The organism is Bacillus sp. TCT6 (assembly GCF_056033845.1).
The window spans coordinates 253,182-278,409 of sequence record NZ_JBVYHX010000002.1; the positions used below are offsets into that span (position 1 = coordinate 253,182).

Consider the following 25,228-nt stretch of genomic DNA (forward strand, 5'->3'; position numbering starts at 1 on the left):
CATGGAAAAAACATCTTGAATTGGGCGTTTTTTTTAAGTTTATACTTTCAAATTCAAGAAGTCTAAACTTAGTGTGATCAAACTGAAAACATCCTCATAAAACCAAGTTTTAGTTATTGGTTTAATATAAATTATATTTCTTTACAGAAAAACTGCCTGCAAAATCTTAGACATATGTCTAAGATTTTGCAGGCAGTTTTTTATATACTCACTACGGTAGAGCTACACCAAATTTAATCACCATTCTTTTAATTTGTATGATTACGAAGGTGAATGGGTAAGAACTTCGCTGAATATGTGCCTGTTCTTTTAATTTATATAATTACGGAGGTGAAACAGAAAAGAACTCCGCTGAATTTGATCTATATCGGTTTTTTATTTAGGTGAGCGTCTCCCGAAAAACAGCTCCTGTCTTTACTTCGCTTAATCGTTGTTTTCATTATAAAGTATTAAGATGGGAAAATGCAATAACTTTACTTAATTTAACAACTGTTATATCATAACATAAAGTATAATTGATATACAAATAAAATAATTTACTATGATTTTAGGGCAGCAAAGTCTGTGCTCTATATGGTTATTGAAAATTGGAGGTCATTTTTTCGATATGAGGATTTTTGCCATAATAGCTGTAATTATTATAGGACTAATCTTTTTTAAAACAATAATGTTGCAGATACTTGCACTTTTAGCGCTGATCTTCGTGATTATAATTGGAGCATACTATCTATTTCAAATTCTTTTGGGGTGTATAGGACTAATTGTGATAGTTGTTGGAGCTATCATGGCCCTTTCTTTAATTATATATGCAGTTACAACTTGGTTTTAAACAATGTAAATATAACATTTCTTAAAACTATTTAGTTTTTTGGGATTATACCTTATAGAAAGGAATGATTCGGTATGCATGAATCATGTGGGGCATAGAGATGGAAAATTTAAAAGATAAACTCTGGGGGATTTTTAAAAGTTCGATAGGACCTGTGCTTTTATTTGCAATGGTTTTTGTATTTGTTATTGATTGGAACGATTTAAAAACAATAGATTATGTTTTTATTATATCAACTATCTTTTTTGCAGTAGTCACACTACTTAATATAGTTACGACAATTATAAATGAACGATTATAAAAGCGAGGGATTAAGCATGTATGAATTAAAAAGTAAAGAGGATATTGAAAAATTTGTAAATGATTATATTTTGACAACATCAGAAGCAATGGAAATAATGAATGTAAATCGCGCTAGGTTAAATGTATTAGTTAAGAAGGAACGGATTACCCCATTAAAACAAATGAAAAATATAAGTTTGTTTTGGAGATCAGATGTGGAAAAATTAAGTGAAGAACTGGCAGTATTAAGAAAGAAATATCGTCCGTTTGAATAATGTATTCGTTTAATTAATGTAGTTATTTGCAATTCTAAAACTCTGAGGAATATTTTTTGAAATGTATATGTGAAATAAAAAGGGGGGCGGCTCAACTTTGAGTGGCTCCTTTTTTAATAGAGTTAAAATAGCATGGATTATCTTGAATTTACAGAAAGGTCTTTATATATTAGAATTTATTTTCTTGCATTGAGAAAATGAGTTCCTAATATTCATAATAATTAAATTAAATTTTATGTATATTATAAATATTTACTGTAATGTAAATATTGTTACAGTTATAAAACTATTAAAGGTTGAATTTTTATGTTCAAGAAATTAGTAGTGGGAGCATTAGCAACTGGTTTTGTATTAACAGGGGGTATGAGGGCCTCAGTTGCAACATCTACAGTTGATCATACTAATAAAAAACTTGATTCACCACAGTTTTCATCTTATGACATCTATGAATATCATACTAGTTGTCCTAGACTTACTAGTAATGCTCCCTATAGAATGTCAATGATAAATGAAAATGGGATTTTCACTAACTCTTTTACTGATCCAGAAACAGGAATCACTTGGTACTTTAAAGGAACTGGGGCTCATAAGTCCATTGGATGCTACGAGGGAAAAAAGAAATAATCAAAGATACCCCTATAAAGGAAATACAGCAAGAAAGGTATTAATTAAAGAATAGCATCCGTAATGGGTGTTTTTTCTTTGTTATGTAGAAATTACACAATAATTATCAAATTTAACACCTAAAAAGAAATTGGGTATAAGCACATTATTTTTAGAGATACATATTATATATCATGAAAACTTCTTTGTTTTTCAAATAACGGACAGAATGATGTGAACGAAACTCGCAGCAATAGTACATAAAAAGTTCGCCTTAATTGGTGAACTTTTTATTTTGGACCAAATGGACATTGGTAAAGGAAATAAGAGATGACTTTAACACTAGATGTCTTGTATGTCGTTAAGGAAAGGTCAGCGTAATAGACGGAAAAGATAAGGTTTCTAAAGCCTAATATGTCTCCACATTGCTATCAAGATAATAAACGAAATACCTAAAATGAGAAAATTGATATCCTCAAGTGAAGGTTTATAATTTTTTGCCTTGAGATCCTTTTACAACTTTTAAGTTGATGTATATGTGAATTCTTTCTTCCAAAGAATTCATTATCTACAGAAAGGTATTTAAGGTTATTGTAAGGTAAATGAAAGTTACCCGAAAGAATCTCAGTTTAATATAAAAGTATGAATTAACACAGGAGGGATGAAATAATGTTAAAGAAACTGGGAATAGGTTTAGTAACTTCCTTAATTTTGTTGAGTACAAATGGTATTGCTGATGCATCTACTAACAGTGTACATGTAAAAAATGAAATGATATCTAAGGGCCAAAAAAAGTGCAGTGACTGTTGGCGTGTTGGTCAATCTAGAGTTGAGGAAGGAGTTGCAGCAAAGCATACAATAAAAGATGGAGAAAAAGTTGTAAAAGTTACATTACAAGACGATGGAATGGTTAGGATGGATGTCATTGGCAAAGGGTTTGCTGAAGTTAAAGTAACTAGGGAAAATGGGAAAAGTGTATATTATCAGTTTGAGGTAATTTAATTATTAATCAAATATAGGTTTTCATTTTAGAACGTTGCCTTCCTATAATTAGGAAGGCTTTTATTATTACATAAATAGGATAAAATAATAGTTCGCTAAATTGGCTAGGAACATAACTAAAAATGTCAGCGGAAATTTAGTAAATTGTTTCACATGAATCATCTTCTCTTGTTTGGATTAATACATATTAAAGTTTATTCTTTGCTTTTCTTTTATAAGAAAAAATAATGTATTTTTTCATTTTATTTTATGGAGTATTTTGTTTGCTTAGCTTGATAGTAATGTGTTGTCCCACTTATCATTATGACATTTGCAATGGCTAAAAATGAATATAATAAGATATTCTATGTAGAATAAAAAATCTTAATTAGTTAAATTAGAATTATTTCTATAATTTAGATAGGTGAGATGAATAGGTAGTTTAAATAGTTAACTATTTGAGCTGTCTATTGTTATAAATTTGCGAGTGGCTCCCAAAAAGAAGGGATCGTTGACGTACCACATGATAAAGTGACAAGCTTTAAAATATTTACCTTCGTCTAAATACAAGTTATACACACATATATTGATCGTATAAAGATATATATTACACTAATATTATGTTAAAGGTGGCGAATTGTATCATGAAAGATTTTGTTCTCGAAAAAGAAAACATTATTCGTAAATATGGTGAATGGACCGCTTATGATATTAAATTAACGGATACTCTATATACAAGAGATAGTCGACAACCAAATCCTGCATTAAAAAAAATTGTGACAATGATTCAAGATATCACACAATGTGATTTTAAAAATCTTCGAATCTTAGATTTAGCTTGTTTAGAGGGGCATTACGCTATTGAGTTTGCTATGCAAGGAGCAACTGTTGTAGGGATAGAAGGAAGAGAATCAAACATACAAAAAGCTATATTCGCTAAAGATTTATTAAGGTTGGAAAACTTAACCTTTTATCAAGATGATGTAAGAAATTTAAGTGCTGAAAAATATGGTCAATTTGATATTGTTTTATGCTCTGGTATTTTATATCATTTAGACTGCTCAGATGTATTCCCCTTTTTAGAAAAAGTGTATGAAGTATGCAAAAGGTTTGTAATAATTGATACTCATATCACTTCTACTCCTAATGTATCAGTACTTTATAAAAATTATGAATATAAGGGACACACAATGCTAGAACACTCTGCTAATTCATCAATAGAAGAACGTTTAAAATCAAAATGGGCATCATTAGATAACGTTACTAGTTTTTGGATGACAAAATCCTCTCTATACAATTTTTTAACGCGAACAGGTTTCTCTTCTATAAATGAATCCAGAAGTTTAGTTCAAGAAGATAGGATTACTGTTGTAGCTTTTAAGAAATATCCTATAGAAATTAAAAGCTCTCCTGAAACAGAGAAATACATTGAACCCGATTATTTAGAATGCTAAAAATAACACGTTTAAGTTTAATATTCTAATCACTCTGTATGAGGTAACACTATATGTCATTCAAGCTAAAATCTTAAAGTACCCCCAAATAAAATTATCAATTTTCCAAAAGCTATTTATATATATACAACTCGTTGTTTCCATTTTGGGGCACTATAAAATTTTAACTAGTGATGGGATAGCACCGCATTGCTATCAACTTAAAGAAATACTTCCGAAAACAAAAAATGAAAAGAATAATAAAAAAGCTTATCATTACGTGTTAAAGGATAAGCTTTTTTATTTTAGTGTAATTACAAGTTTTGAAATTCTTTTACTACTTTCATAATAAACTTAAAGATGCTCTTTTCAACCTTGTAAAATTAACCCTTCATTATTTAAAAGCCGTGATATACCAAATAGAAACAATATTTCCATTTTTATCAAGTACTCTGCCTTCAGCTGCTCCTTCTTCATATGCTGTTACTACACCAGTTTTAGGGTTTACATAAATTTTGTTTTCACTAAATAAGACATATTTGTATTGTTTTCCGCTTGGCGTCATTGGCCAAGGTTTCCCCACTTTAATGTGCATAAATTCCCCTTGCACGTCAGATACTTGATAAACCGATTTTGTTGATTCTTGATTGTTTACTGCAGCGTGAGTTTTAGTAGTAGCAAAAGTTCCTAAACCTCCAATTCCAATGGTAGCTGCTAACGCAATTCCAACAAATTTTTTCATGTGATAATGCCTCCTTTTTTAATTCATACCTGTATATTAAACTTTTAGTCTTTCATGTCACTTTCATTTACCTTACAATAACCTTAAATTGATTTTTGAAAATTCTGACTTACGAGAGGGAGAGTATGAAAAAAAATATATTAATTGTTGATGATGACAAAGATATTATTGATCTTTTAAAGCTTTTTTTAGAAATGGAAAATTTTTTTGTTATAGAGGCTTCAAATGGTGAAGTTGCCTTAAAGTGTCTAGAAGAAAATCATATTGATTTAGCTATTGTTGATATTATGATGCCTAAAATGGATGGTTATCAATTAATTAAAAAGATTCGTGAGACGTTACAATTCCCAATACTTATATTGTCAGCCAAATCTCAAGAAGTAGATAAAATTATAGGTTTAGGAATTGGAGCAGATGACTTCATTACAAAGCCATTTAGTGCTTTAGAAATTATAGCTAGAGTTCAAGCTCACCTTAGAAGGTCCTATGAATTTAATGAAAAGGCTATAGAAGGTAAGGAGAAGCAAATTCATATGGGTGATTTAGTATTAGATCATCATTCTTGTACACTCTATAAATCAAGCGAATCCATTACTCTCAGTGCTACAGAATATAAAATCTTAACACTTTTTATGGAGGAACCAGGGAGAATATTTACTAAAAAACAAATTTTTGAAAGTGTATGGTCTGATTATTACTGTGCAGATGATAATACTATTATGGTTCATATTAGTAGACTGCGAGAGAAATTAGACGATTCTCCTAAGAATCCAGTTTATATAAAAACGATCCGAGGACTTGGGTATAGATTTGCTAGGAAGGAAGAACTTTATGAAAAATAAAGTTTTATATATCTTAATTAAAAATTACGTTATATTTGCACTAGCAATAGGTTTCACGGTGATAATTTTATTTATATTTTTGATGTACCAAACAGAGAAGCAACTAGGAAAGTTAAATAATTTAAAAGCAAGTGAAGTAGTACTTGAAAACTTTGAAACTATTAATTCAGAATCAATAGAATCATTTGGTGGTTGGGTAGAAATTCTTAATGAAAATTTACAAATTATCTATACCAAAGGGGAAAAGAAGGATAAGCTTTTATCATATTCACAAAGAGAATTTGCTACTTTATTTTTTGATAATGATAAGCTTCCTTATTATTCATCTGTAGCAACATTTGTAACAAAAAAAGGTGAAACATTATATTGCCTTGTTAAGGTTCCTAAAAAAGCAATAAAGTATGAATATACGTTTTCTGATAAAAATGAGGAATACGTATATGTTTTTTATAAGATATTACTTTCTACAATCGTTTTATTTTTTGTATTTTTCTCTATGAATGTATATATATTTAGTAGGCAAATTGCTAGGAAAATAACCAGGCCATTGGATAAACTAGCAAATGGATTTGAGGAAATTGCTAGTAGGAAATATGATAAAAGGTTAAACTATGAAACATATTTTGAGTTAATGCAAATACAGCATTCGTTTAATGTTATGTCGGAAAAACTCGATAAAATAGAGAAAGAGAAGAAGAAGTTGGAAGAAGCCAAGCAGAAGATGCTTGTAGATTTGTCTCATGATTTAAGGACACCAATTACAACCGTTCAAGGTTATGTTGAAGCATTACAACTAGGGATCATTACTGAAAAAGGTGAAAGAGAAAGAACTTTGAATGTAATATATAATAAGATTCGAATCATTGCGGTATTAACTGAAGATATTTTTGAACTGTCTAAATTAGAGCATTCTGATTACCCTTTTGAAGTACATCCAACTGATGTATCTGAGTTTATTCGTGAATTGCTTGTAGAATATTATGATTTATTTCAAGCGAAGCGCTTAATCCTTCAATATCAAATTCCCTCTAAAGAAGTGATTGCTCCAATTAACAACAGATTACTATACCGTGCTATCTCTAACATAATATCTAATGCCCTACAGTATAATACGGCAGGTACGACCGTGTTTGTAGCGTTAATTGAGGATAAAAGCAAAGTATATATAAACATTATAGATAATGGAATTGGAATACCTGAGGATATGAAACAAAGTATTTTTGATGCATTTGTTCGAGTAGATGATTCTCGAGAAAATAATGGGGGATCAGGTCTTGGATTAACTATTGCTAAGCATATAGTGGAGAAACATGGAGGGAAGATTAGTTTAGAGAGTGCAAAGAAACGTACAATTTTTTGTATTTCTTTGCCTAAATTGAATGGGTAGGTATTTTATCTTTTTTGAGGCATTTCTTTTTATTAGTTTGATAGCAATGGGGTACCGCCATATCCCTATATCTTTTATAAACGCCTTATTTACAATGATTTAAATGTATACTTTTGATAGTGATTTTGGAGGAAGTACGCAAGTAACAATAAATTTAACATTTGAATTTAAACTAATATTTAAAAGTTTATTTTTAAATTAGAAAAGATTAGGTCCTCAATAGGTTTTACCCCAGCCATAAATCTTGTGTTCAAAAACAAAGGATAATTCAACTATCAAACTCATATAAAATTTTAATCTTGTCTAAGCATCCATTAGGATATACAATTGATCATCTATTTTTCTTTACATAATCTCCAGATACAGTCCATATCAGCTATAGATTCTTGCCTTATGCTAAATGTAATCAAAAAGCAAGTAGATAAAGATAATGACTAAAACATTAACTCTAGATACTTTTTTTGATGAATATTACAAATAAACAGGAGGTAATGAAAAATGATTAAAACATTATTAGCAGGAGCATTTTTAAGTACAGGATTATTAGCGGGTGGTGCAATAGGTACAGATGATGCGAAAACGGACAATTTAAAGTCAAATGAAAATAGTTCGAATCAATGGGTTACAATGAGTGCAGATGGAACAACGTCTTTCTCAAAAAACTTTGATGTACCTAAAGATACAGTGCCAGCATCTAAAGGAGATGTAAAAACTGTTGAAAGAACAGAAGGTACAGGTACAGATTCTCAAGAAGGAAAAATGGTAGAAACAAAAGAAGGTACAGAATCACAACCTGGAAAACATGCAAAAACTGTTGAAAGAACAGAAGGTACAGGTACGGATTCTCAACATGGAAAAATGGTACCAATAAATGAAGAAAATTAAATAATATATAGTTATAACGAAGAGCATCCAAAAAGGGGTGCTCTTTTAATGTTAGATGAATAAATTCTTTATGGTTTTGGACAGGCTGTTTCTTATCATTTAGTATTCATTTTCCATTACTATCTGTCAATGGCACCATTTTTTGACTGATTGGATGTTGAGATTTTGGTATATTTAATTTCCTTTAAACTTGCACCTCTAGATTCATGGGAGTTTTTTTCCTCTACTTTCGTAACTTCAAAGCTTTTAGTTGTAGTATTGTTTACGCCCTTACTGTTCACTCTACATACAGTAACAAACAAATCTTTAATTGTAGGTCTTTCATTTTTAAGTGGACTTATACCAGCAAAAGCAAATCGGTCTTTCAATGATAATGGACTTGAAATAGGGGGGATATGCTCTGAGAATCTTGTTAATTTTACAGAGTCTCCAAGGGAAGTTACTTTTCCAATTTTGCCTGCTTCTTTACTCAACATCTACCCTAAACCAAACTCCATAAAAATATTTGTTCCTCATTGCACCCATACCTGCTAGTGGCATAACTTGCTTCGTAACTTCAGTATTTGTTCTGATTCGGTCAATCTCTTCAATTTGTTCTAATAGTTCTAGTTCAACTACATCTGGTGAAGCGATCCTTAATTGAAATTCGGTATGAAAAGCTTCATTCTCATCGTTAAGAGCTATCAATTCGTAACTAGAAATATTTGATACATTGAAATATTCTTACATGGTATAATTTTCTTGATGATTTTGGAACTAGAAGGGGTTTAAATGATGGGAAACTTTCAAAGTAATTTTCAAACAGCTACACAAATTGCTACACAAATGAAAAATGTATCGGATACAATTCAAGGTGCGACAAATCTTTCTATAGCAAAGTCGAGCCGTACTACACTATCTGTTAATGCTCAGGCGCAAGAAGTGAATCAACAAATGCTAGATTTGACTAGACAATTTTGTGGGGCCTTTCAACAAGCCATTGATAATATTCATTTGGTAGCTAAGGATTTTGAAAGAATGGATAACGAACTACAAAAGACATTTCGCTAATGTGGCAACCTACGGTAAAGGGAGAAGGGTAGGAAGAATAAGATGAGTCAAGATGTGGAAAAGCAAATAAATGAATTTAATCATGAATTACGGATAGTATTTGAAAAACAGGATCGAAATCAAACAGAGATTCAAATCCAGAGACAAGCAGAAATGGATTTTCACGAATTGAGAAATCGAAATAATCGTTTATTTAATAGGATTTTAGAAACATGGCATGGTGATAAAGATGTTTCTCATTTTTTTATGAATAAGCTTCAAGAGTCGCAACATATTGAGCGGAAATTAACATTGGAATTGGAAAATCAAAAAGAAACATTACTTAAAGAAAGACGCAATCTTATTGATTTAGAAACCGACCTTACCTATCGGCAACAGCGATTAAAAAGGGAGGACAAAGCATGAGTTTAAATATGTATTTAGGGGAAGTACAAAATCAGACCCAAAGCATGAATACTGTATGTGTCGCTACTATCCAAGCTATGGAGCAAGCAATCCAATCAATTGATACCTTTGCAACTGATACAGTTTTACAAGGGCAAACATATAGTAGTGCAAAAATATTTTTTGTCCAAACTTTTCGTCCTTTAGCACAAGGTATCATTTATTTATGTGAAGAATTAATCCGTCAAAATGATGCATTTCCAAGCGATTTTCAATCACAAGTTGCTTCCACAGATGTCATTGAACAAGAAATAAGAGAGCAAATTCAAGAAATTAATCGAATGATCTCAAGTATAGAATCGATTAGTATTGCTACAGTGTTGCCTGGAATAGATGCCATGGTTATTGTTTTAGTGGAGATGAGAAAAAAACTGCAAGAAAAATTAGAGCATCTATATGAATTTAACTATACGTCCAGTAATAACTACAACACAGCTCTTCAACTAGTGGCTAGTATTACTGCCGGCCTTGCTGAAGTCCAAAGTGGAAAAGGCTTTAGTCCTGTAAGTGGTACGTTTAGTACACAAGGATTAAATATGGATTGGACCATTTCGATCCAAGAAATTGCTGATGAAAGAAAACGTCAAGTTGATAATCTTTTAAAGGAAGGATCAATGGAAGAGGGAGCGGTGTGCAAGAAACCTCCTGAAAAATCTACTTCTGAAAAAATTATAGATGGTATTTTAGAAGGTACGGGTCAAGCAGTTGAAGATACAATAGATGGTGTTGTGGCACTTAGTAAATGGGAAACATGGGAGAACATGGGGTACGCTGTTACGCATTTAAATGAAACCTTACCTGCTATGTGGAACACATTATCAGATTCGTTTATTAATGATGTAATAAATGGAGACGCTGAAAGTCGTGCTAAGTGGGGAAGTTATGCTTTTACACAAATTGGACTTGGACTTATTGGTGATAAGGGGATAAGTAAAGTCACTACATTAGCAAAAGGTGCAAAATTCTCTACAGGAATGTCTTCTTTCGCAAATAAATTGCCACTGACAGATCGGTTGGCATTTGCAGGTGCAAGTGGATTTGGAAGCAATCAAATAAAAACATTTGAAGTTTTACGCAAAGCTCGTGAAACATTTATGTTTTCAAAAACTGGTGGAAGAAGTAAAGTTAAAGATGTACAAGAAGTAATTCAGGACTATGCAGATAAAGTTTTTGATAGAGTTGAGATGAAAAATGAATATCCCGATTCCTATTCAGCATCTCAAAAACTGCGTGCAGAACTTAAAGATGCAGGAGTTGAAACACCGCCATATCCTAATGCAACACATCATATTGCACCTTGGAAGGATAAAAGGGCCAAACAAGTGCAAGAGCTATTAGAAGAGTTTGAAATACACCATGATTCAGCGGCTAATGGAGTATTTTTACCCTATAAAGTGAACGATTATGTGACTACTGAAGCGCTACATATAGGTAATCATAGTCCAGAGTATATAAGGGAAGTATACAGAGTATTAAGTGAAGTGAAACGCTTTGGGGGTAATCAAGAAGATGCAGTTGCTGCCTTGCATAGTATAAGAGAGAGGTTATTGGATGGTAGTTTAAAACTAAATTAATTTAACCAATCATAGATACTTAATAATTAAATTCTGAAGGAGTAAAAAGGTATGAAAATTTGGCAATTAAAAAGCTTATTTGATAACTATCAATCTTTTCAGCTACTAAATTTAAAAGAAGACCGTAAAAAATATTTTGATGGGAAAATTGATTTGACAATAAAACTGTCTGATTCGTGGGGGGAAATTTTTATTGAATGTGTAGAAGGTGATAAAAAAAGTGACTGTCCTATGTTCTGGGGAGAACTTGGTACACCACTGATTAGCAGAAAAGCAAAAGAAATATTAGAGCCTCTAATCTGTAATAATGTTGAGTTCCTTCCATTAATTCATGATGTTACAAGTGAAGTTTATTACCTAATAAACGTTCTAAATACAGTTGATGCAATTAACTACAATAAAGCAGTTTTGGAAAAACTAAGTACAGGGTTAATAATAGGGTTCGAAAAATACGCATTTTTAGCCAATAAAGTTGAGGCGCAGATAATATTTAAAACATTTTTAAATCAAAGATTACATTCTTCTACTGTCTTAGTATCTGATGAATTTAGAAATACAGTTTTAGAAAACAATTTAAAAGGTTTCGAATTTGTTGAGGTATGGGATTCAGAAGAGGGTGCGTAAAGAAATCTAATTTAATTAGATTAGTAATGTGAACCCATATCTAATAGGGTAAAAAATAAAAAGCTTAAGCACATTGAAATGAACCCGAATATTAGTACATGATAAAAACATCATCTGAATTCGCATTCTAATCTTTCTCGTTTTATTTTTTTGCAACGATGAATGAGGAAGAATGCTTATCATGTTTTAAATTAAAATTATATTGGCTAACGTAAAGAATACCAATCATTTACTTCTCCCATCAGCACAAGTAAATAATTGGTACTTCTTGTTAATATCGCTAAGTATTAGCTACGAGCAGAATACTTTATTTCATTCTTTTTTCCCTTACAGTTTGATCTTGTAATCGCTGTTATTCTTTTATTAGTCGATGAACAATTACACGGGTTGGGATTTTATCAGTCATTCCTACATAAGCGTTAGATATTTTGCAGGTTTGTCCAGTCTGAAAAGAGCTTATGAAACCATCCATTATTCACGTTCTTCTTCATATATTTGTACTACAATTATTTTTTTGCTGTTAAAACTAGTTTTTAAGCAGCATATGCTTTAGCAACTGCAGAAATTCTGTATCACTTTTATCATCTTTTATATAATCCTGTTCGTAGTTAAAAATCATTCGTACTAACATAAAAGCTGTAAGTGGTAATGGTACCTTATGCAAAGCTCCTTGCTGATAACCTTTTTCGAGCAAATTACTTATCATGTTAATTGCTTCTTCTTCAGATTGTTTAAAACAAGTTGTAATTTCAGGTGAATGGTACTCTTTATATTCTTGAAAGAGTGTAGAAACAAACGGATCTTGATGATATTCTAGGCTGATATAATGAAGAATTTTTTGTATTCGAAGTAAAACATCTTTTTCTTCTTTATATAAATTAAATAATTGTGAGCGTTTGAGCTGAATATGACGCATATAGCAGTCGCATAATATTTCAGTTTTATCTGTATAGTAATAATAAATAGTACCTTTACCAACTTTAGCTGTCTTTGCAATTTCATCAACCGTTGTGTTACGGACACCACGCGTAGAGAACAGTATTGTGGCAGATTGAATGATTTTCATCTTTTTATTTTCTTTTTCTAATTTGATCATTGTCTACACCCTATCCTTGAAATATTTAGCGAAGTTTTCTGTCTTTACATTCTGTATCAGTTCATTTGTAATTTTGTAACTCCTAATAGAAAGTCCTTTATTTACTTCTTATAGAATAACATACACCATTTTTATTTCTAGTATATAACTATAATAGAATGCACCTTCATAACCTAGGGATAAAGGTGAAAGTTTGTGGTAATAATTTTTATAATCGGACGATGAGAATTCAAATGAAAGGGGACAGTGACTTCTTTCTCGATTGAATTATTTGATTTTTTATTCAATTCATTTTATTATATAAACATGACTAAAAGATGTTTTTAGTCGGATTTTTTTACGGAAAACCGACTGATATTTAATTTTAGTCGGTTTCTATACTATTTGAGAGAAGGTAGACACTATGTGTGGAATTGCAGGGTGGATAGACTGGTCTAAAGACCTGTCTCATGAACAAGAAACGTTAAAAAAAATGACAGATGCTATCATTCACCGAGGACCTGACGCAGAGGGGCATTGGTTTTCAAAACGAGCGGCATTAGGTCATCGACGTCTCATCGTCATTGATCCTGAAGGTGGCCTTCAACCTATGCTGTATAAAGATGAAAATGATACGATTGGCCTTACGTTCAATGGAGAAATTTATAACTATCAAGAATTACGTAAAGAACTTGAGGAGAAAGGTCATGAATTTCAGACCAAGTCAGATACAGAGGTGTTACTACATGCTTACTTAGAGTGGCAAGAAGATTGTGTTCAACACTTAAATGGGATTTTTGCTTTTGGTATTTGGGATGAAAGATTTGGGAAATTGATGCTTGGTCGTGACCATCTAGGCGTGAAGCCTTTATTTTTCGCTCAAAGGGGAAGCGCAATTCTCTTTGGTTCAGAGTTAAAAGTTTTACTTTCGCATCCACTTGTAGATGCTGAGGTAGATAAAGAAGGACTTTCTGAAATATTCTGCCTTGGACCAACACGTACTCCTGGTCATGCTATTTTCAAGGATATACATGAAGTGCGTGCTGGCCATTATATGACGTTTACCTCTAATGGCTCGACTACGACACAGTATTGGAAACTTGAAAGTAAAAAACATGTAGATGATATTGATACAACAGTCGAGACAATCCGCTCCATATTACAAGATACGGTTAAACGTCAGTTAATTGCTGATAAACCAGTGGTATCTATGCTTTCCGGAGGTTTAGATTCCAGTGGTTTAACAGGTTTAGCAGGAAATGAATTTGGGAATAAAGGGGAACGCCTTCATACATATTCTCTGAATTTCATCAATGATGAAAAAGACTTTGAGCAAGACTTCCTTCGTTTTGATCGTGATGAACCTTGGGTGAAACGTGTGGCTGAATATGTAGGAACAAAGCATCATTCTATAGAGTTAGGATCAGATAGTTTAATAGAGTATTTATTAACTCCAATGCGAGCGCGTGATCTACCTGGAGTTGGAGAACTAGAAACGTCTCTTTATTTGCTATTTAAGGAAATGAAAAAAGACGCAACAGTTGCACTTTCAGGCGAATCCGCAGATGAAGTATTCTCAGGGTATCCATGGTTCCATCAAGAGAAGTTTCTAGATGCAGAGATATTCCCTTGGAGTGTTAATTTATGGTATAGTACAGAAATTTTATCAGAGGATTTTAAAGCGAAGATTAGCCCTGAAAAATATCAAAAACAAAAATTTGAAGATGCGGTTGCTGAGGTTCCCTTCTTAGAAGGTGAAAGTGATCTGCAAATGAAGCAACGTCAAATGTCTTACATGTTTATTACACGTTTCTTGCCATTTATGCTGGAACGAAAAGATCGCACAAGTATGATGAATGGCTTTGAAGTACGAGTTCCATTTTGCGATTACCGGCTTGTAGAATACTTATGGAATGTCCCATTCGAAATGAAAAGCATAGACAATATTGAAAAAGGTATTTTACGTCGAGCTTTTGAAAATGTACTTCCAGAAGATGTACGTTATCGCAAAAAAAGTGCATATCCAAGCACAAAGGATGCCTCTTATCTACAAGGTATTAGTGATTGGATGTTACATGTGTTGAACAATCCTGAATCACCTATTTTGCCATTAATTAATGTAGAAAGAGTTCGTGCTATTGCAGAAGGAAAAGACGAAGTAATTTCAGGTAATGATGCAAGAAGTATAATAGATTATTTACTTCAAGTTAATGGTTGGCTTCAGGAATATAATATTAAATTAGTATGGTAGATGTAATTTTCAAATAAAGAAAATAGCTGAAACATTAATGACCTAAGTGAACCGCATTCCCAATGGATTAGATAGTTATCTAATCCATTGGGAATGCGGTTTTATAAAAAATAATAATATGTTTATAAATGTAATACCTACAGAAACTTTTCCTGTGGTTTTTTTAAGTAGTTTTTACGAAATTATGAGTGTTATTTATTTTGTATTTTAATAAGTTCATCTTGTACCATTTTTATATAATATTCTTTTTCTGTTAGTTCAAATATAAATAATGCTTTATTCCAGTTATAAACAACATCTTCTACATTATGTTGTTTAATCTTTAATAAACACTGACCTTTTAAATAGAATAGTTCACCTAATAGGTATAAAGTATGTAGATTAATTGCTAATTTGATGCCCCTATCAATGTATTTTATAGCCTCTTCATGTTGATATGTGAAGTCTAAACATTTTGCTAAATTGAAAATGATTTTTAATTTAATTTCTTTGTCTCTAGGAAAATCTAACTTATTAAAATTAGTTAAACATCTTTTTAATATCGTAATACTTTTTTCATATTCTTTATTTTCCCCATGAAATATAGCCATTGTCTGCATAATATGTATTTCTCTTTCTGATAAAAAATCAGAATTGGTTAAAGTTAGTTTTAACGCATGATTTAAAAGAGTTAAAGCAGTTTTTGTTGATCTATTTACCTCAAATATAGCGATTGCTTCATGCCATATTAGAAATTGTTTCTCTTCTTTTGTTTGAAAATTATTTAAGTTTTTCTCTTTTTTTACTATTTCATAAAGTTCTTTATATTGTTTTTGCTTTAAGCAATCTTTTATTACGTATTTTACATTTTCTACATATTTTAATCTTTTGTTTTGAGTTAGTGCAAATATATGATTCGGATCAATGCCAAGTCTTTCTGATAATTGATATAACAATATACTAGATGGATAAATCACACCTTTTTCGATTTTGCTAATTTGACTTTGTGAACATATTCCGTGACATAATTCGGATTGTGATATATTTTTGTTAATTCTAAGTTCTTTAATGGTAATACCCAAATCGTTAAATTCCATTTTTTCACCTACTATTTCGCACTGTATTAGTATAAGCGTTTTCTCTAACTTTTAATGTAATGTAAAGTTAGTATAGTTGCAATTGTTATTTGTTTTAAATGACTTACCGTTTCCAGAGGATGGTGAGGCTTTTATTATGTACAAAAAAAGACACCCTAAGGTGCCTTCTTCCGACTTGAACCAAGTTCATTTAGTATAAACTTATTGTATTATCCCTTTCTTATACGTGTAAACATATCCTATAAAACAGGATCGTCTATATACAACAGATTGTTAGTTCACAAAGTACAAGAGATTTGAGATCAGTATTAGAGTGAAGCCTTTCAAAAGAATCTGCTTTATAGAATGTATCCACGTTTACTATTTTATTATATGTAATATTTATTTGGTGTAATTTTTTACAGATATGTATAATTGCATAAAGTTTATGAAAAATCAGAGTATGATTTGAATTGTGTAATAAAGATAAGGCCCACCTACGGAAATAGGTGGGAGAGGAGGAATCATCTAATCCATATTGGATGATACTTTTTTGTTTTATGAACAAAAAGGCTATTGAAAGAGTCCTGATATGAATATCAAGACCCTTTCAATGTATATAATTATTTCACTGCCTCTTTTAATTCTTTTCCAGCTTTAAAAGCAGGTGCTTTAGAAGCCGCGATTTGCATTTCTTCACCTGTTTGTGGGTTACGTCCTGTACGTGCAGATCTTTCACGTACTTCAAATGTACCAAAACCAAGAATCTGTACTTTCTCTCCATTTACTAGCGCATTTGTTATTGTATTTAATAACGCTTGTGTTGCTGCTGCAGCATCTTTTTGTGTAAGTTCAGCTTTTTCTGCTACTACTTTTGTTAATTCTGTTTTATTCATTTTCTGCACCTCTTAATATGTAATTAGGTGACTATTATAACGTGTGTGTATTCATGATGCAATTATACAGTACATAGAAAAAGCCATAGCAAGAGCAAGAGGACGATGTCTGTGTAAAAGGCATAAGGAGGATATTAATTATCGCTTTAAACTCTGTTCATATTTCTTTACATCTTCCATGTTTTTAAATATTAACACATCAAAAATTCCTTTTTCATTCCCACATACGACAACAAAACCATCTGTTGCTTCCAGAACTCTACCAACGCCACCATCTGTAAGTGCAATACTGGTGAGATGTTTTACGTTCAGTTTTTCTTCTTTTTGAATGTAAGTAGTTATGGGGGTTCCTACAGGAAATGCGTCTGTGATTTCTTTTGTTGTATATGTGCCATCATCTATTGATTGAGTTTTAGTTGTAATAGAATCAGTTTGAGTGGCACATCCTGTTGAACATATTAAAAGAATGCCAGTAATCATACTTACACAAGCTGTTTTTACCATTCACAAAATCCTCCTATAACTGTTTGTATCGTCAACCTATTTAGGGTAACAAATTATATATACGAAGTTTGTTGGATTATGTGAGTCGTAAATCAACAAAGATACAGGTATTTTGGCAGAATGTGTTTCTAACAAAAGAAAAGACACCCTAAGGTGCCTTTCTGCGACTTGAACCAACGTAATATGGTATTGGATGCCAATCCAATTATTATTTTACCACATTAAGTAATTTTGGTTGTTGAGAAATATAATTCAAATCTATATGTTGTTTACTTTTGCTTCGGTAGCTTTTTTGTAGTGGATTCTTCAATCTGTTCAGATTTAATTTTAATTTCAGGGGTTATTGCTATCTTACTACTCGGGTGCACGCAATAACAGTATTTTTTGCACCAGACCCCCAAAAGCAATTAAATGTAAAAAAGTTAAAAGTCGAAACGTATGTTATTATTATATTGAGAATTATAAATTAAAGGTGGCATCTGGAAGGGAATAGTTATAAATGAAAACAATAAAGGGGAAGTTATCTTTTAGCATTGATATTATAGGTTGTATCCTTTGTATTATAATGCTTATTATAAGTCTAGTTAATTTTTGAACATGGGTCCCTCCTTTTTTATTCCTTATCTGCGGACTAATTTTCTTCATTAATTTAGTAAATACCAGTAAGGGAAAGGGGTATAATTCAAATTAAAATAAAATTGTATCCGTATAACCAAAAAACGCTATTCTTTTTGTAGAGATATACAGAGAGGATGGCATTTTTTATAAATTTTTTTGTTTCAAGATGAACTTCAATGATTTGCTGAGAGATTATATCAATATTTTCCTTCTTCACTTTTAGAACAGCTTGCTAGAGGGGGAGGGGCGTTTAAAGAAATGGAGATTTTGCAATGTTACCTAATTATATAAAAATAGCTCATGAGATAGCCAAAAAAGCCCATGCTGGACAAGTAGATAAAGCAGGTATGGATTATATCAAACACCCTGAGGCAGTTGCTAGCTTTGTAAATACGGCCGAAGAGAAAGCTACTGCTTATTTGCATGACGTTCTGGAAGATACTGAGATAACAGCTGCTGATTTATTAAATGCTAGTATACCTCATAACGTAGTTGAGGCAGTGCAGGTACTGACAAAAGAGAAATACACACCTTATTTTGAGTATCTGAGCAGAGTGAAAGAAAATTCTCTTGCCCGTACAGTTAAACTTGCAGACTTAAAACATAATTCTGATCGCTCAAGACTTGCTAGAATAACAGATAAAGATCTAAAACGATTGGAGAAGTACCGCAAAGCGATTAAGTTTTTAGGGGAATAAAAGAAACAGCCACTTCTTTAGTTGCAATTTCCTAGAATACTAGTCGTTGGAAGAGACAACTTCTTGCAAATATTCAATGTTCCTCATATGATATTTTAAATAAAATGTAAAAAATAGTACGCAATATGTTAAAGATTATATGCAAAATGTTAAAAATAGGATAAAATGTTTATAGGAGGTGGAGGTAGTTGTTAAACAACCGGATAGTTGTTTGTCGTGCCGAAAAAGGTTGGACACAGCAAGATTTAGGAGAGAGAGTAGGTGCTAGTCGACAGACTATCGCTTCTATGGAAAGGAATAAATATAATCCCTCTTTAATTCTTGCATTTAAAATAGCTCAAGCTTTTGGAAAACCATTAGAGGAAGTTTTTGAATTTAAGGAGGAATAAACAAATGGAATTTATAAAGTATGCTGTAATTATTATTATAGTTTTATCATGCTTAAGTGAATTATATATGTTTAAATTTCAAAAAAGCCAAGAGGCAAGAGATGAGAGAGGTTTAGAAATTCAGTATAAAACTACTAATTTTTTATATAATACTCTTTATCTGGGAATAGTTATATTATTTCTCCTTAACATACTTCAATATATTACAGCAGAACAATTTGTGAATATCCTCTTATATTTCTTTATTTCTTTAGGGATAATAAAAGTTGCTTATTCATATTGGAGAAGGAGCTATTAAATATAAAAAGAAATACTAAAAATAAGGTTCATATTTTTAATATACTTGTTCCTGAATTAATAATAGATTAATTTCTGCGGAGGTATTAGTACTTGATATTAAGAGAAATTGGCCGAAGCTTACTTATATAATTATAGATACGCCTATGTACTTAAAGAATAAATACAGAGTTTTTATAGGCATGGAAAAATTGCAGTTTCAATTGAAACTGCAATTTTTAATTCATCCTTGCCATTATAGGGGAGGGGATTTGAAGTGTGCTAAGATAAAGTCATTTTAGTAAATTTGCTTCATTTTAAAATAAGTTTGAATGAAGGAGACAATTTGCTAAATACACTATGTTGTTCATTTCCTTCTTGATTCATTCCTGCCTGATAAGATGTAAATCCTTTATACGTTTTTCTTTTCCATTGCCATAAGCCATTACTTTGATCGAATTCACCATAGTAATGATTGTAATCCAGTTTGTTCCCAGTGTTTTTATTAAAATTATTGCTAATAAAAATACGGCTATTACTTGCATAGATTTGGTTATTGGTAATTACATTGTTGCGGGTATCATAATTTAATTCGATTTGGCCACTCTCTTGATCTTTTGTATCATTTTTATAAATCACATTGTTTGTAATCGTGTTATTTTCAGCATATCCTTGCTGACTATCATATCCACCAATTGCAATGCCACTCATAATATTATTGGATATTGTATTGTCTCTAACGATAATTTGGCTTGCGCTTTTTCCTGCATGTTCGCTGGCTACTTCAATACCAAGGTCGTTTTCATAGCTTTGAGTTTGCTCAATGATAATTTTCTTCCCACCATCCACGTAAATACCATCAGCGGAATATTCATTATAACTAGTATTATTGATGGATGAATTGTGATGGACAATGTTATTACGAACAACTCCATTCTGTGCTTGATCTAAAGCAGCTACTGGAGATACGCCTTCATGTCCAATCAGAACAATTCCAATGTTGTTGTTATCGTGTACTTTGTTATTGGTAACTTCAAAGGAATCTACATTCCCATTCACAGCAATTGCCTCACTCAATCTTAATTTCAAATTTGCTACTTCGTTATTATCAATGACAATATGATTTAAATTATTTTGTGCACTAGATGAAGTACCGTATACAGCAATACCGTGTGCGTTTCCATCCTGTACATTCGCTTCAATGTGATGGATATAATTATTTCTAATATCAATGTAACTTCCTGTTCCAGTGATATAAATACCAATAGGGGTTTCGTTAACTTTCGTTGATTTTAAATTACGAAATTCTAATCCTTTTACTTGAATATAATTTTTGTCTTCTATTGTAAATAACCCATCATCTTCTAACTTGACTTTAGAACCATCGAGGATTACTTTTTCATCTTGGAAATTTTGAAAAGTAATGGGTGCTCCTGAGGCACCAGAATGAGTGACACGAACCTTTTGGTTATAAACTCCGCCTCTTATGTAGATTGTACTTCCTTCTTTTGCGACATTAGCAGCTTTTTGAATGGTAGCGAAAGGTTGATCTAATGTACCAGGATTGAGGTCATTTCCTGTTGGAGATACATAGTAATTCGTAACAGGGTTTGCATTGCTATTGGATTGTGCAAAGGTAGAGGCAGGGAGTGTGAAAATTAACATACTGAAAGAAAGGATAAAGATAAAAAGCGATTTTTTTAATGAGGGAAATATTGTTTGATATTTCATCATGATCCTCCTTCTTTATTAAGCATTCCTTCTCAACTATATAATTCAAACAGACGATTTATATCTTGTACTAATAAAAAAAGACCCAGTAATGTATTCTGGATTAAGAAACACCAGCTCCTATGGTCTACGTATTCTATCTGAAACTAAATTTTTAATAATTCATGATTTTCCTATAAAATCAAATCAAATATACGTGCACTTAAAGAAATATGGATATTAAAATCGGTAGACGAGGGAATGAGGGATACTGATACTAATTTTAAGGAAAGTTATTCAAAATATATTTTCTATTCAATTAAAGCTTCCCTGTGTATCATGTTAACTGTTGTACTAATTGGATTGATAAGATTAACAGATAATTATTTAAAGTGGGGTATTTTCGAGGTAGATGGATTTCATATGTCATCAGTTTTTATTAAATCTGAAATTAACATTGATTAATATAAGTATTCAAAAAAAGTTTATCAAGTTTTAATATTCAAAAAATCATTTATATAAACAAGTATGTTATGGTAACATTTAACAAAAGGGGGTAGCGTATATGAATGTTGAAATTATTTCTAAAGAAGAAATCACAAAATTATTAAACGACTGGTATCAAGCTATAATTTCACAACGTGTATTACAGTCTAATAAAATAAAAGAAGAGATTGCAGATAAAATCAATAATATTAAGGAAGACCAAACAATATTAGTCTACTATGCTTTATTGAATGCACGGTATAATCTGCTAATTCGTGATATGGATAGTTCAAAAGATATTTTGGATAAAATTGAGCCATTACAAGAGCCTACAGAAACATTTTTAGAGTACTATCATCATTTATTTAAAGCAATTTATGCTATTAATACAGCAAACCATAGTGAAGCAAGAATGCAATTTGAAAAAGCTGAAACGTTTTTAGAGTACATGCATGATGAAATTGAAAAAGCTGAATTTAATTATTGGCTTGCAGTCCATTACTATCACGTATTAAAACCGATCCTAGCAGTTCAATTGGCTACAAAGGCGAATGAAGTATTTTCAATTAGTCCAGGGTATGAATTAAAAACTGCAGCATGCTTAAATACTTTAGGGATGGCACACATTCGACTAAATGAATTCGAAAGTGCAGAGGAATATTTACTTTCAGCACTAGGTACCTTCCAAAAATCTCATGACGAAAGTCTTACTAAACGTGTAAAGCACAATTTAGGACTTTTATATGCAAGTCAAAACATGTCAGAGTTAGCAATTAAGCATTTAGAGGAATCACTAGAAAACAACGCTAAAACGATGTTTCTTTTAGCAAGAGAACATTTTAAGTTAGGTCATAATCATAATGCTAATGAATATATTGAGAATGGCTATAAGATTAGTGACTTATGTTATCGTCATCATTTTCAAATTTTAAAAGCAGTACATAACTATGCACCACAAGAAGAATTAGAAAAGGTGGTCATGGAAGGTATTTCGTATTTTGAAAGAGAAGAATTATATGATTGGGTAAAAGAATATGCGTATCTTTTAGGTAATATATTCTATGGTTCAGAAAATCACGAAAAAGCCAGCAAGTATTTACACATCGCTTTAGATGCAGACAAAAAGAGTATAGAAAGAAGGGCGCTAAAATGAAAAAAGCAATCTTATTAATGATGATGTTATCTGCTGTTTTTACTTTTGGTCTTACTAATGTAAAAGACGTATCACAAAATGAAACTATTGAAGTGTTTATGGATCATGGAGAGCATATTTAATTATCTAAAAAAAGAGGGAGCTGTGAGCACCCTCTTTTTTAATTATGACCATATTAATTTAGAAATAACATAAGTAGCAGTAAGAATGAAAAATATAAAGGATAATGTTCCAAAGTACAAAATACGGTCTGATTTACATTCATAAATACCAAACCATACATTCTTCTTTACACCCAATGCTTTTAAGGGGGGAGTTGCGGCTAGAACGATTGAACCGCTTCTATTTACATCACCGACTACTGCTAATTTTGTATGCATAGGGTCTAATCCCATTTTGATGCAACTTACTGAAGTGTAAAAACTTCATAGAACTACACATAAGATGATTTTATTAGTTAGGATTGAATAGTCATACACTGTGATTGCCCCTCATAAAAGAGCGTATGTTCTTTTATGAAGAGGGGTTTTAAATATATAGAAATTAACCAGGAGAATAAATTATACTTTAAGTTGAATAAGGAATATTTATTAAATAAAATAGTATAATTTATAATTTCAGGGGCAGGTAATAAGGAAGAGAAATTGGGATATCTAGTAGAGGAGGGTGTTATATGTATAACTGTAATCAATGTGGAACAGAAATGATTATGCATTTACAAGACAGATATAGAGAATTTTACCTAAGATGTGAAGGTCTTAAACCAAGTAGCTTAGTATACTATAATTTATATGAATTGCTAGATTATATGGAAGCAAATAATTATATGAATAAAGAAAATATGCTACATAACTTTTTAAAATGGGAGTTTGAGTTAACGAATGGAAATCTGTTTAAGTTATATCTAAACTTAGATAGATATGATCAACCTGATGATGAGGACCTTATGAAACAATTAGAGGTTTATATGAAGGGGATTCGATTAAAATTAAATGTTAAATATGAGGATGACTATATCTGGATTCGGGTTAATTAGAAGAGATTCTATATGTGTTCAGTTTTATATAAAAAAATAGTAAGGGATAGAGAGGAGATTAATAGTAATGCAACATTTACAAGAGGCAGTAATAAAATTTCGAGATGAGAGAAATTGGGGTCAGTTTCATAATGCTAAGGATTTAGCCATTTCATTAAACTTAGAAGCATCAGAATTGCTTGAGGTTTTTCAATGGAAGTCAAGTGAAGAAGCAACAGAAACGAAAATGCAAGAAATGAAGGAAGAAATAGCTGATGTAATGATTTATTTACTTATGTTAAGTGATAAATTAAATATTGATTTAGAAGAGGCAGTTCATGCTAAATTACGCAAGAATGCAGAGAAATATCCAGTAGAAAAGGCGTTTGGAAAAAATAAAAAATATAACGAACTGTAAAACGATAACCGTTTTACAGTTTTTTTAATCATTATTATTAAGAGAGATTGTAATTGAGCGGTATACAAAATTCAACAAGCTCAAATATTTTTAACTTAAAAAGTGATATAGTTCAAATGTTGGTAAGTCCGAACTTATATAGGCGTTTCACTGTGCATTTAAATAATAAAAATAAAAAAATTATGAGTAAACAGTTTAGCTTACGCTAACTAATATTCATTTCCTACCTATGTGCCGGTGCCGTCAAACCTTCAAGTTAAATAAGGAGGGAGTCTTCTCTCGGAAAAATATATAACAAAAATTAGTATAGAATTAAAAGTAAATGTATTAAGAGGATAAGAATGTAATTCTTTATTTTACAAAAAAACTGCCTTCAAATTCTTAGGTAAGTCTAGGAATTTGGAGGCAGTTTTTTTATGCTCAATACAGTAGAGCTACACCAATTTTAATCACCATTCTTTTAATTTATATCATTACGAAGGTGAATGGGTAAGAACTTCGCTAAATATGTCCCTGTTCTTTGAATTTGTATAATTACGGAGGTGAAACAGAAAAGAACTCCGCTGAATTTTTATCTCTATCGGCATTTTATTTAGCCGAGCGTACCCGAAAAATAACACCCATTTTTACTGATTTTACCAGTTGTTTTTTATTATAAATCTTTAAGAAAGCAATAATAATATTACTTAATTTAACAACTATTATATCGTAACATATAGTATTAAAATATACA

Annotated in this window: 28 protein-coding genes and 2 pseudogenes; 20 read left to right on the plus strand and 10 right to left on the minus strand. The window is 31.3% G+C overall.

The window, feature by feature from the left end; genetic code table 11:
* Positions 1-929 precede the first annotated feature (929 nt).
* The 5 genes from AC0ONG_RS28170 (at position 930) to AC0ONG_RS28190 (ending at position 4,424) form a co-directional block, all read left to right on the plus strand.
* A complete protein-coding gene (locus AC0ONG_RS28170; RefSeq protein ID WP_098033803.1) occupies positions 930-1,130 on the plus strand; it encodes a hypothetical protein in 201 nt (66 codons plus the stop codon).
* 16 nt (positions 1,131-1,146) lie between these two features.
* On the plus strand, positions 1,147-1,386 hold the full coding sequence (locus AC0ONG_RS28175) for a DNA-binding protein (RefSeq protein ID WP_474204996.1): 240 nt from the start codon (positions 1,147-1,149) through the stop codon (positions 1,384-1,386).
* A gap of 306 nt (positions 1,387-1,692) precedes the next feature.
* Positions 1,693-2,010: an LCI fold-containing protein gene (locus AC0ONG_RS28180; RefSeq protein WP_144514404.1), complete on the plus strand. Its 318-nt coding sequence runs from the start codon at positions 1,693-1,695 to the stop codon at positions 2,008-2,010.
* A gap of 648 nt (positions 2,011-2,658) precedes the next feature.
* Complete coding sequence (locus AC0ONG_RS28185; protein WP_144514403.1) at positions 2,659-2,991, plus strand: hypothetical protein; 333 nt, start codon at positions 2,659-2,661, stop codon at positions 2,989-2,991.
* A gap of 623 nt (positions 2,992-3,614) precedes the next feature.
* A complete protein-coding gene (locus tag AC0ONG_RS28190) occupies positions 3,615-4,424 on the plus strand; it encodes a class I SAM-dependent methyltransferase (protein ID WP_141550187.1) in 810 nt (269 codons plus the stop codon).
* A gap of 373 nt (positions 4,425-4,797) precedes the next feature.
* Here AC0ONG_RS28190 and AC0ONG_RS28195 read toward each other — a convergent pair whose 3' ends face one another.
* Positions 4,798-5,145: a hypothetical protein gene (locus AC0ONG_RS28195; RefSeq protein ID WP_474204999.1), complete on the minus strand. Its 348-nt coding sequence runs from the start codon at positions 5,143-5,145 to the stop codon at positions 4,798-4,800.
* A 125-nt stretch (positions 5,146-5,270) separates the two neighbouring features.
* Between AC0ONG_RS28195 and AC0ONG_RS28200 the strand changes: the two genes are divergently transcribed.
* The 3 genes from AC0ONG_RS28200 (at position 5,271) to AC0ONG_RS28210 (ending at position 8,259) form a co-directional block, all read left to right on the plus strand.
* A complete protein-coding gene (locus AC0ONG_RS28200) occupies positions 5,271-5,987 on the plus strand; it encodes a response regulator transcription factor (RefSeq protein WP_427339751.1) in 717 nt (238 codons plus the stop codon).
* Positions 5,977-7,374: a HAMP domain-containing sensor histidine kinase gene (locus AC0ONG_RS28205; RefSeq protein WP_427339749.1), complete on the plus strand. Its 1,398-nt coding sequence runs from the start codon at positions 5,977-5,979 to the stop codon at positions 7,372-7,374. The genes AC0ONG_RS28200 and AC0ONG_RS28205 overlap by 11 nt, the downstream gene beginning before the upstream one ends.
* Positions 7,375-7,872: 498 nt before the next feature.
* On the plus strand, positions 7,873-8,259 hold the full coding sequence (locus AC0ONG_RS28210) for an alpha-ketoglutarate permease (protein ID WP_086398067.1): 387 nt from the start codon (positions 7,873-7,875) through the stop codon (positions 8,257-8,259).
* 119 nt (positions 8,260-8,378) lie between these two features.
* On the opposite strand, the gene AC0ONG_RS28215 is transcribed toward AC0ONG_RS28210, so the two are convergent.
* Positions 8,379-8,732 carry a hypothetical protein gene (locus tag AC0ONG_RS28215; RefSeq protein WP_474205002.1) on the minus strand — a complete coding sequence of 118 codons (354 nt, stop codon included), beginning with the start codon at positions 8,730-8,732 and terminating at the stop codon, positions 8,379-8,381.
* On the minus strand, positions 8,725-8,946 hold the full coding sequence (locus tag AC0ONG_RS28220) for a hypothetical protein (RefSeq protein WP_186315468.1): 222 nt from the start codon (positions 8,944-8,946) through the stop codon (positions 8,725-8,727). The genes AC0ONG_RS28215 and AC0ONG_RS28220 overlap by 8 nt, the downstream gene beginning before the upstream one ends.
* An 84-nt stretch (positions 8,947-9,030) precedes the next feature.
* On the opposite strand from AC0ONG_RS28220, the gene AC0ONG_RS28225 reads away from it, so the two are divergent.
* The 4 genes from AC0ONG_RS28225 to AC0ONG_RS28240 are packed head-to-tail and all read left to right on the plus strand — an operon-like array spanning position 9,031 to position 11,951.
* Positions 9,031-9,309, plus strand: a complete 279-nt coding sequence (locus AC0ONG_RS28225; RefSeq protein ID WP_144514399.1) for a TIGR04197 family type VII secretion effector — start codon at positions 9,031-9,033, stop codon at positions 9,307-9,309.
* 42 nt (positions 9,310-9,351) lie between these two features.
* The gene (locus AC0ONG_RS28230) at positions 9,352-9,714 is read left to right on the plus strand and encodes a DUF3958 family protein (protein ID WP_144514398.1); all 363 of its coding nucleotides are present in this window, start codon (positions 9,352-9,354) and stop codon (positions 9,712-9,714) included.
* The gene (locus tag AC0ONG_RS28235) at positions 9,711-11,327 is read left to right on the plus strand and encodes an AHH domain-containing protein (protein WP_474205005.1); all 1,617 of its coding nucleotides are present in this window, start codon (positions 9,711-9,713) and stop codon (positions 11,325-11,327) included. The genes AC0ONG_RS28230 and AC0ONG_RS28235 overlap by 4 nt, the downstream gene beginning before the upstream one ends.
* Positions 11,328-11,378: 51 nt before the next feature.
* The gene (locus tag AC0ONG_RS28240; protein ID WP_474205007.1) at positions 11,379-11,951 is read left to right on the plus strand and encodes an imm11 family protein; all 573 of its coding nucleotides are present in this window, start codon (positions 11,379-11,381) and stop codon (positions 11,949-11,951) included.
* 122 nt (positions 11,952-12,073) lie between these two features.
* On the opposite strand, the pseudogene AC0ONG_RS28245 reads toward AC0ONG_RS28240, so the two are convergent.
* Both AC0ONG_RS28245 and AC0ONG_RS28250 read right to left on the minus strand, forming a co-directional pair.
* A pseudogene (locus AC0ONG_RS28245) lies at positions 12,074-12,423 on the minus strand (IS4 family transposase); the annotation flags it as partial.
* Between the two features lie 54 nt (positions 12,424-12,477).
* The gene (locus AC0ONG_RS28250) at positions 12,478-13,047 is read right to left on the minus strand and encodes a TetR/AcrR family transcriptional regulator (RefSeq protein WP_000593069.1); all 570 of its coding nucleotides are present in this window, start codon (positions 13,045-13,047) and stop codon (positions 12,478-12,480) included.
* Between the two features lie 403 nt (positions 13,048-13,450).
* On the opposite strand from AC0ONG_RS28250, the gene asnB reads away from it, so the two are divergent.
* Complete coding sequence (asnB, locus tag AC0ONG_RS28255; protein ID WP_474205010.1) at positions 13,451-15,277, plus strand: asparagine synthase (glutamine-hydrolyzing); 1,827 nt, start codon at positions 13,451-13,453, stop codon at positions 15,275-15,277.
* A gap of 191 nt (positions 15,278-15,468) precedes the next feature.
* Here the strand turns inward: asnB and AC0ONG_RS28260 are convergent, their stop codons facing one another.
* The 3 genes from AC0ONG_RS28260 to AC0ONG_RS28270 form a co-directional block, all read right to left on the minus strand.
* Complete coding sequence (locus AC0ONG_RS28260) at positions 15,469-16,353, minus strand: helix-turn-helix domain-containing protein (RefSeq protein ID WP_474205012.1); 885 nt, start codon at positions 16,351-16,353, stop codon at positions 15,469-15,471.
* Positions 16,354-16,955: 602 nt separating this feature from the next.
* Complete coding sequence (locus AC0ONG_RS28265; RefSeq protein ID WP_474205014.1) at positions 16,956-17,228, minus strand: HU family DNA-binding protein; 273 nt, start codon at positions 17,226-17,228, stop codon at positions 16,956-16,958.
* Positions 17,229-17,366: 138 nt separating this feature from the next.
* Positions 17,367-17,732: a hypothetical protein gene (locus AC0ONG_RS28270; RefSeq protein WP_474205016.1), complete on the minus strand. Its 366-nt coding sequence runs from the start codon at positions 17,730-17,732 to the stop codon at positions 17,367-17,369.
* Positions 17,733-18,622: 890 nt separating this feature from the next.
* Here AC0ONG_RS28270 and AC0ONG_RS28275 point away from each other — a divergent pair.
* The 3 genes from AC0ONG_RS28275 (at position 18,623) to AC0ONG_RS28285 (ending at position 19,735) form a co-directional block, all read left to right on the plus strand.
* Positions 18,623-19,048, plus strand: a complete 426-nt coding sequence (locus AC0ONG_RS28275) for an HD domain-containing protein (RefSeq protein WP_474205018.1) — start codon at positions 18,623-18,625, stop codon at positions 19,046-19,048.
* 188 nt (positions 19,049-19,236) lie between these two features.
* Positions 19,237-19,437, plus strand: a complete 201-nt coding sequence (locus tag AC0ONG_RS28280; RefSeq protein ID WP_000933886.1) for a helix-turn-helix transcriptional regulator — start codon at positions 19,237-19,239, stop codon at positions 19,435-19,437.
* 4 nt (positions 19,438-19,441) lie between these two features.
* Entirely contained in the window at positions 19,442-19,735 is a 294-nt protein-coding gene (locus AC0ONG_RS28285) for a hypothetical protein (RefSeq protein ID WP_000394384.1), read from the plus strand.
* Between the two features lie 290 nt (positions 19,736-20,025).
* On the opposite strand, the gene AC0ONG_RS28290 is transcribed toward AC0ONG_RS28285, so the two are convergent.
* Complete coding sequence (locus tag AC0ONG_RS28290; RefSeq protein WP_474205020.1) at positions 20,026-21,444, minus strand: right-handed parallel beta-helix repeat-containing protein; 1,419 nt, start codon at positions 21,442-21,444, stop codon at positions 20,026-20,028.
* Between the two features lie 544 nt (positions 21,445-21,988).
* On the opposite strand from AC0ONG_RS28290, the gene AC0ONG_RS28295 reads away from it, so the two are divergent.
* Complete coding sequence (locus AC0ONG_RS28295; protein WP_474205022.1) at positions 21,989-23,062, plus strand: response regulator aspartate phosphatase; 1,074 nt, start codon at positions 21,989-21,991, stop codon at positions 23,060-23,062.
* Positions 23,059-23,184 (plus strand): hypothetical protein, encoded by a 126-nt coding sequence (locus AC0ONG_RS28300; protein WP_000709205.1) that lies wholly within the window; start codon positions 23,059-23,061, stop codon positions 23,182-23,184. The genes AC0ONG_RS28295 and AC0ONG_RS28300 overlap by 4 nt, the downstream gene beginning before the upstream one ends.
* Before the next feature lie 162 nt (positions 23,185-23,346).
* Here AC0ONG_RS28300 and AC0ONG_RS28305 read toward each other — a convergent pair.
* Positions 23,347-23,541 (minus strand): annotated as a pseudogene (locus AC0ONG_RS28305) (Y-family DNA polymerase); the annotation flags it as partial.
* 194 nt (positions 23,542-23,735) lie between these two features.
* Here AC0ONG_RS28305 and AC0ONG_RS28310 point away from each other — a divergent pair.
* Together AC0ONG_RS28310 and AC0ONG_RS28315 are read left to right on the plus strand one after the other, a co-directional pair.
* The gene (locus AC0ONG_RS28310; protein WP_474205025.1) at positions 23,736-24,098 is read left to right on the plus strand and encodes a hypothetical protein; all 363 of its coding nucleotides are present in this window, start codon (positions 23,736-23,738) and stop codon (positions 24,096-24,098) included.
* 67 nt (positions 24,099-24,165) lie between these two features.
* Positions 24,166-24,495: a nucleotide pyrophosphohydrolase gene (locus AC0ONG_RS28315; protein WP_098033605.1), complete on the plus strand. Its 330-nt coding sequence runs from the start codon at positions 24,166-24,168 to the stop codon at positions 24,493-24,495.
* Positions 24,496-25,228: the final 733 nt, after the last annotated feature.

Coding starts and splice junctions, on each gene's coding strand:
- AC0ONG_RS28170 (WP_098033803.1), top strand. CDS start 930: ATGGAAAATTTAAAAGATAAACTCTGGGGGATTTTTAAAAGTTCGATA.
- AC0ONG_RS28175 (WP_474204996.1), top strand. CDS start 1,147: ATGTATGAATTAAAAAGTAAAGAGGATATTGAAAAATTTGTAAATGAT.
- AC0ONG_RS28180 (WP_144514404.1), top strand. CDS start 1,693: ATGTTCAAGAAATTAGTAGTGGGAGCATTAGCAACTGGTTTTGTATTA.
- AC0ONG_RS28185 (WP_144514403.1), top strand. CDS start 2,659: ATGTTAAAGAAACTGGGAATAGGTTTAGTAACTTCCTTAATTTTGTTG.
- AC0ONG_RS28190 (WP_141550187.1), top strand. CDS start 3,615: ATGAAAGATTTTGTTCTCGAAAAAGAAAACATTATTCGTAAATATGGT.
- AC0ONG_RS28195 (WP_474204999.1), bottom strand. CDS start 5,145: ATGAAAAAATTTGTTGGAATTGCGTTAGCAGCTACCATTGGAATTGGA.
- AC0ONG_RS28200 (WP_427339751.1), top strand. CDS start 5,271: ATGAAAAAAAATATATTAATTGTTGATGATGACAAAGATATTATTGAT.
- AC0ONG_RS28205 (WP_427339749.1), top strand. CDS start 5,977: ATGAAAAATAAAGTTTTATATATCTTAATTAAAAATTACGTTATATTT.
- AC0ONG_RS28210 (WP_086398067.1), top strand. CDS start 7,873: ATGATTAAAACATTATTAGCAGGAGCATTTTTAAGTACAGGATTATTA.
- AC0ONG_RS28225 (WP_144514399.1), top strand. CDS start 9,031: ATGATGGGAAACTTTCAAAGTAATTTTCAAACAGCTACACAAATTGCT.
- AC0ONG_RS28230 (WP_144514398.1), top strand. CDS start 9,352: ATGAGTCAAGATGTGGAAAAGCAAATAAATGAATTTAATCATGAATTA.
- AC0ONG_RS28235 (WP_474205005.1), top strand. CDS start 9,711: ATGAGTTTAAATATGTATTTAGGGGAAGTACAAAATCAGACCCAAAGC.
- AC0ONG_RS28240 (WP_474205007.1), top strand. CDS start 11,379: ATGAAAATTTGGCAATTAAAAAGCTTATTTGATAACTATCAATCTTTT.
- AC0ONG_RS28250 (WP_000593069.1), bottom strand. CDS start 13,047: ATGATCAAATTAGAAAAAGAAAATAAAAAGATGAAAATCATTCAATCT.
- asnB (WP_474205010.1), top strand. CDS start 13,451: ATGTGTGGAATTGCAGGGTGGATAGACTGGTCTAAAGACCTGTCTCAT.
- AC0ONG_RS28260 (WP_474205012.1), bottom strand. CDS start 16,353: ATGGAATTTAACGATTTGGGTATTACCATTAAAGAACTTAGAATTAAC.
- AC0ONG_RS28265 (WP_474205014.1), bottom strand. CDS start 17,228: ATGAATAAAACAGAATTAACAAAAGTAGTAGCAGAAAAAGCTGAACTT.
- AC0ONG_RS28270 (WP_474205016.1), bottom strand. CDS start 17,732: ATGGTAAAAACAGCTTGTGTAAGTATGATTACTGGCATTCTTTTAATA.
- AC0ONG_RS28275 (WP_474205018.1), top strand. CDS start 18,623: ATGTTACCTAATTATATAAAAATAGCTCATGAGATAGCCAAAAAAGCC.
- AC0ONG_RS28285 (WP_000394384.1), top strand. CDS start 19,442: ATGGAATTTATAAAGTATGCTGTAATTATTATTATAGTTTTATCATGC.
- AC0ONG_RS28290 (WP_474205020.1), bottom strand. CDS start 21,444: ATGAAATATCAAACAATATTTCCCTCATTAAAAAAATCGCTTTTTATC.
- AC0ONG_RS28295 (WP_474205022.1), top strand. CDS start 21,989: ATGAATGTTGAAATTATTTCTAAAGAAGAAATCACAAAATTATTAAAC.
- AC0ONG_RS28300 (WP_000709205.1), top strand. CDS start 23,059: ATGAAAAAAGCAATCTTATTAATGATGATGTTATCTGCTGTTTTTACT.
- AC0ONG_RS28310 (WP_474205025.1), top strand. CDS start 23,736: ATGTATAACTGTAATCAATGTGGAACAGAAATGATTATGCATTTACAA.
- AC0ONG_RS28315 (WP_098033605.1), top strand. CDS start 24,166: ATGCAACATTTACAAGAGGCAGTAATAAAATTTCGAGATGAGAGAAAT.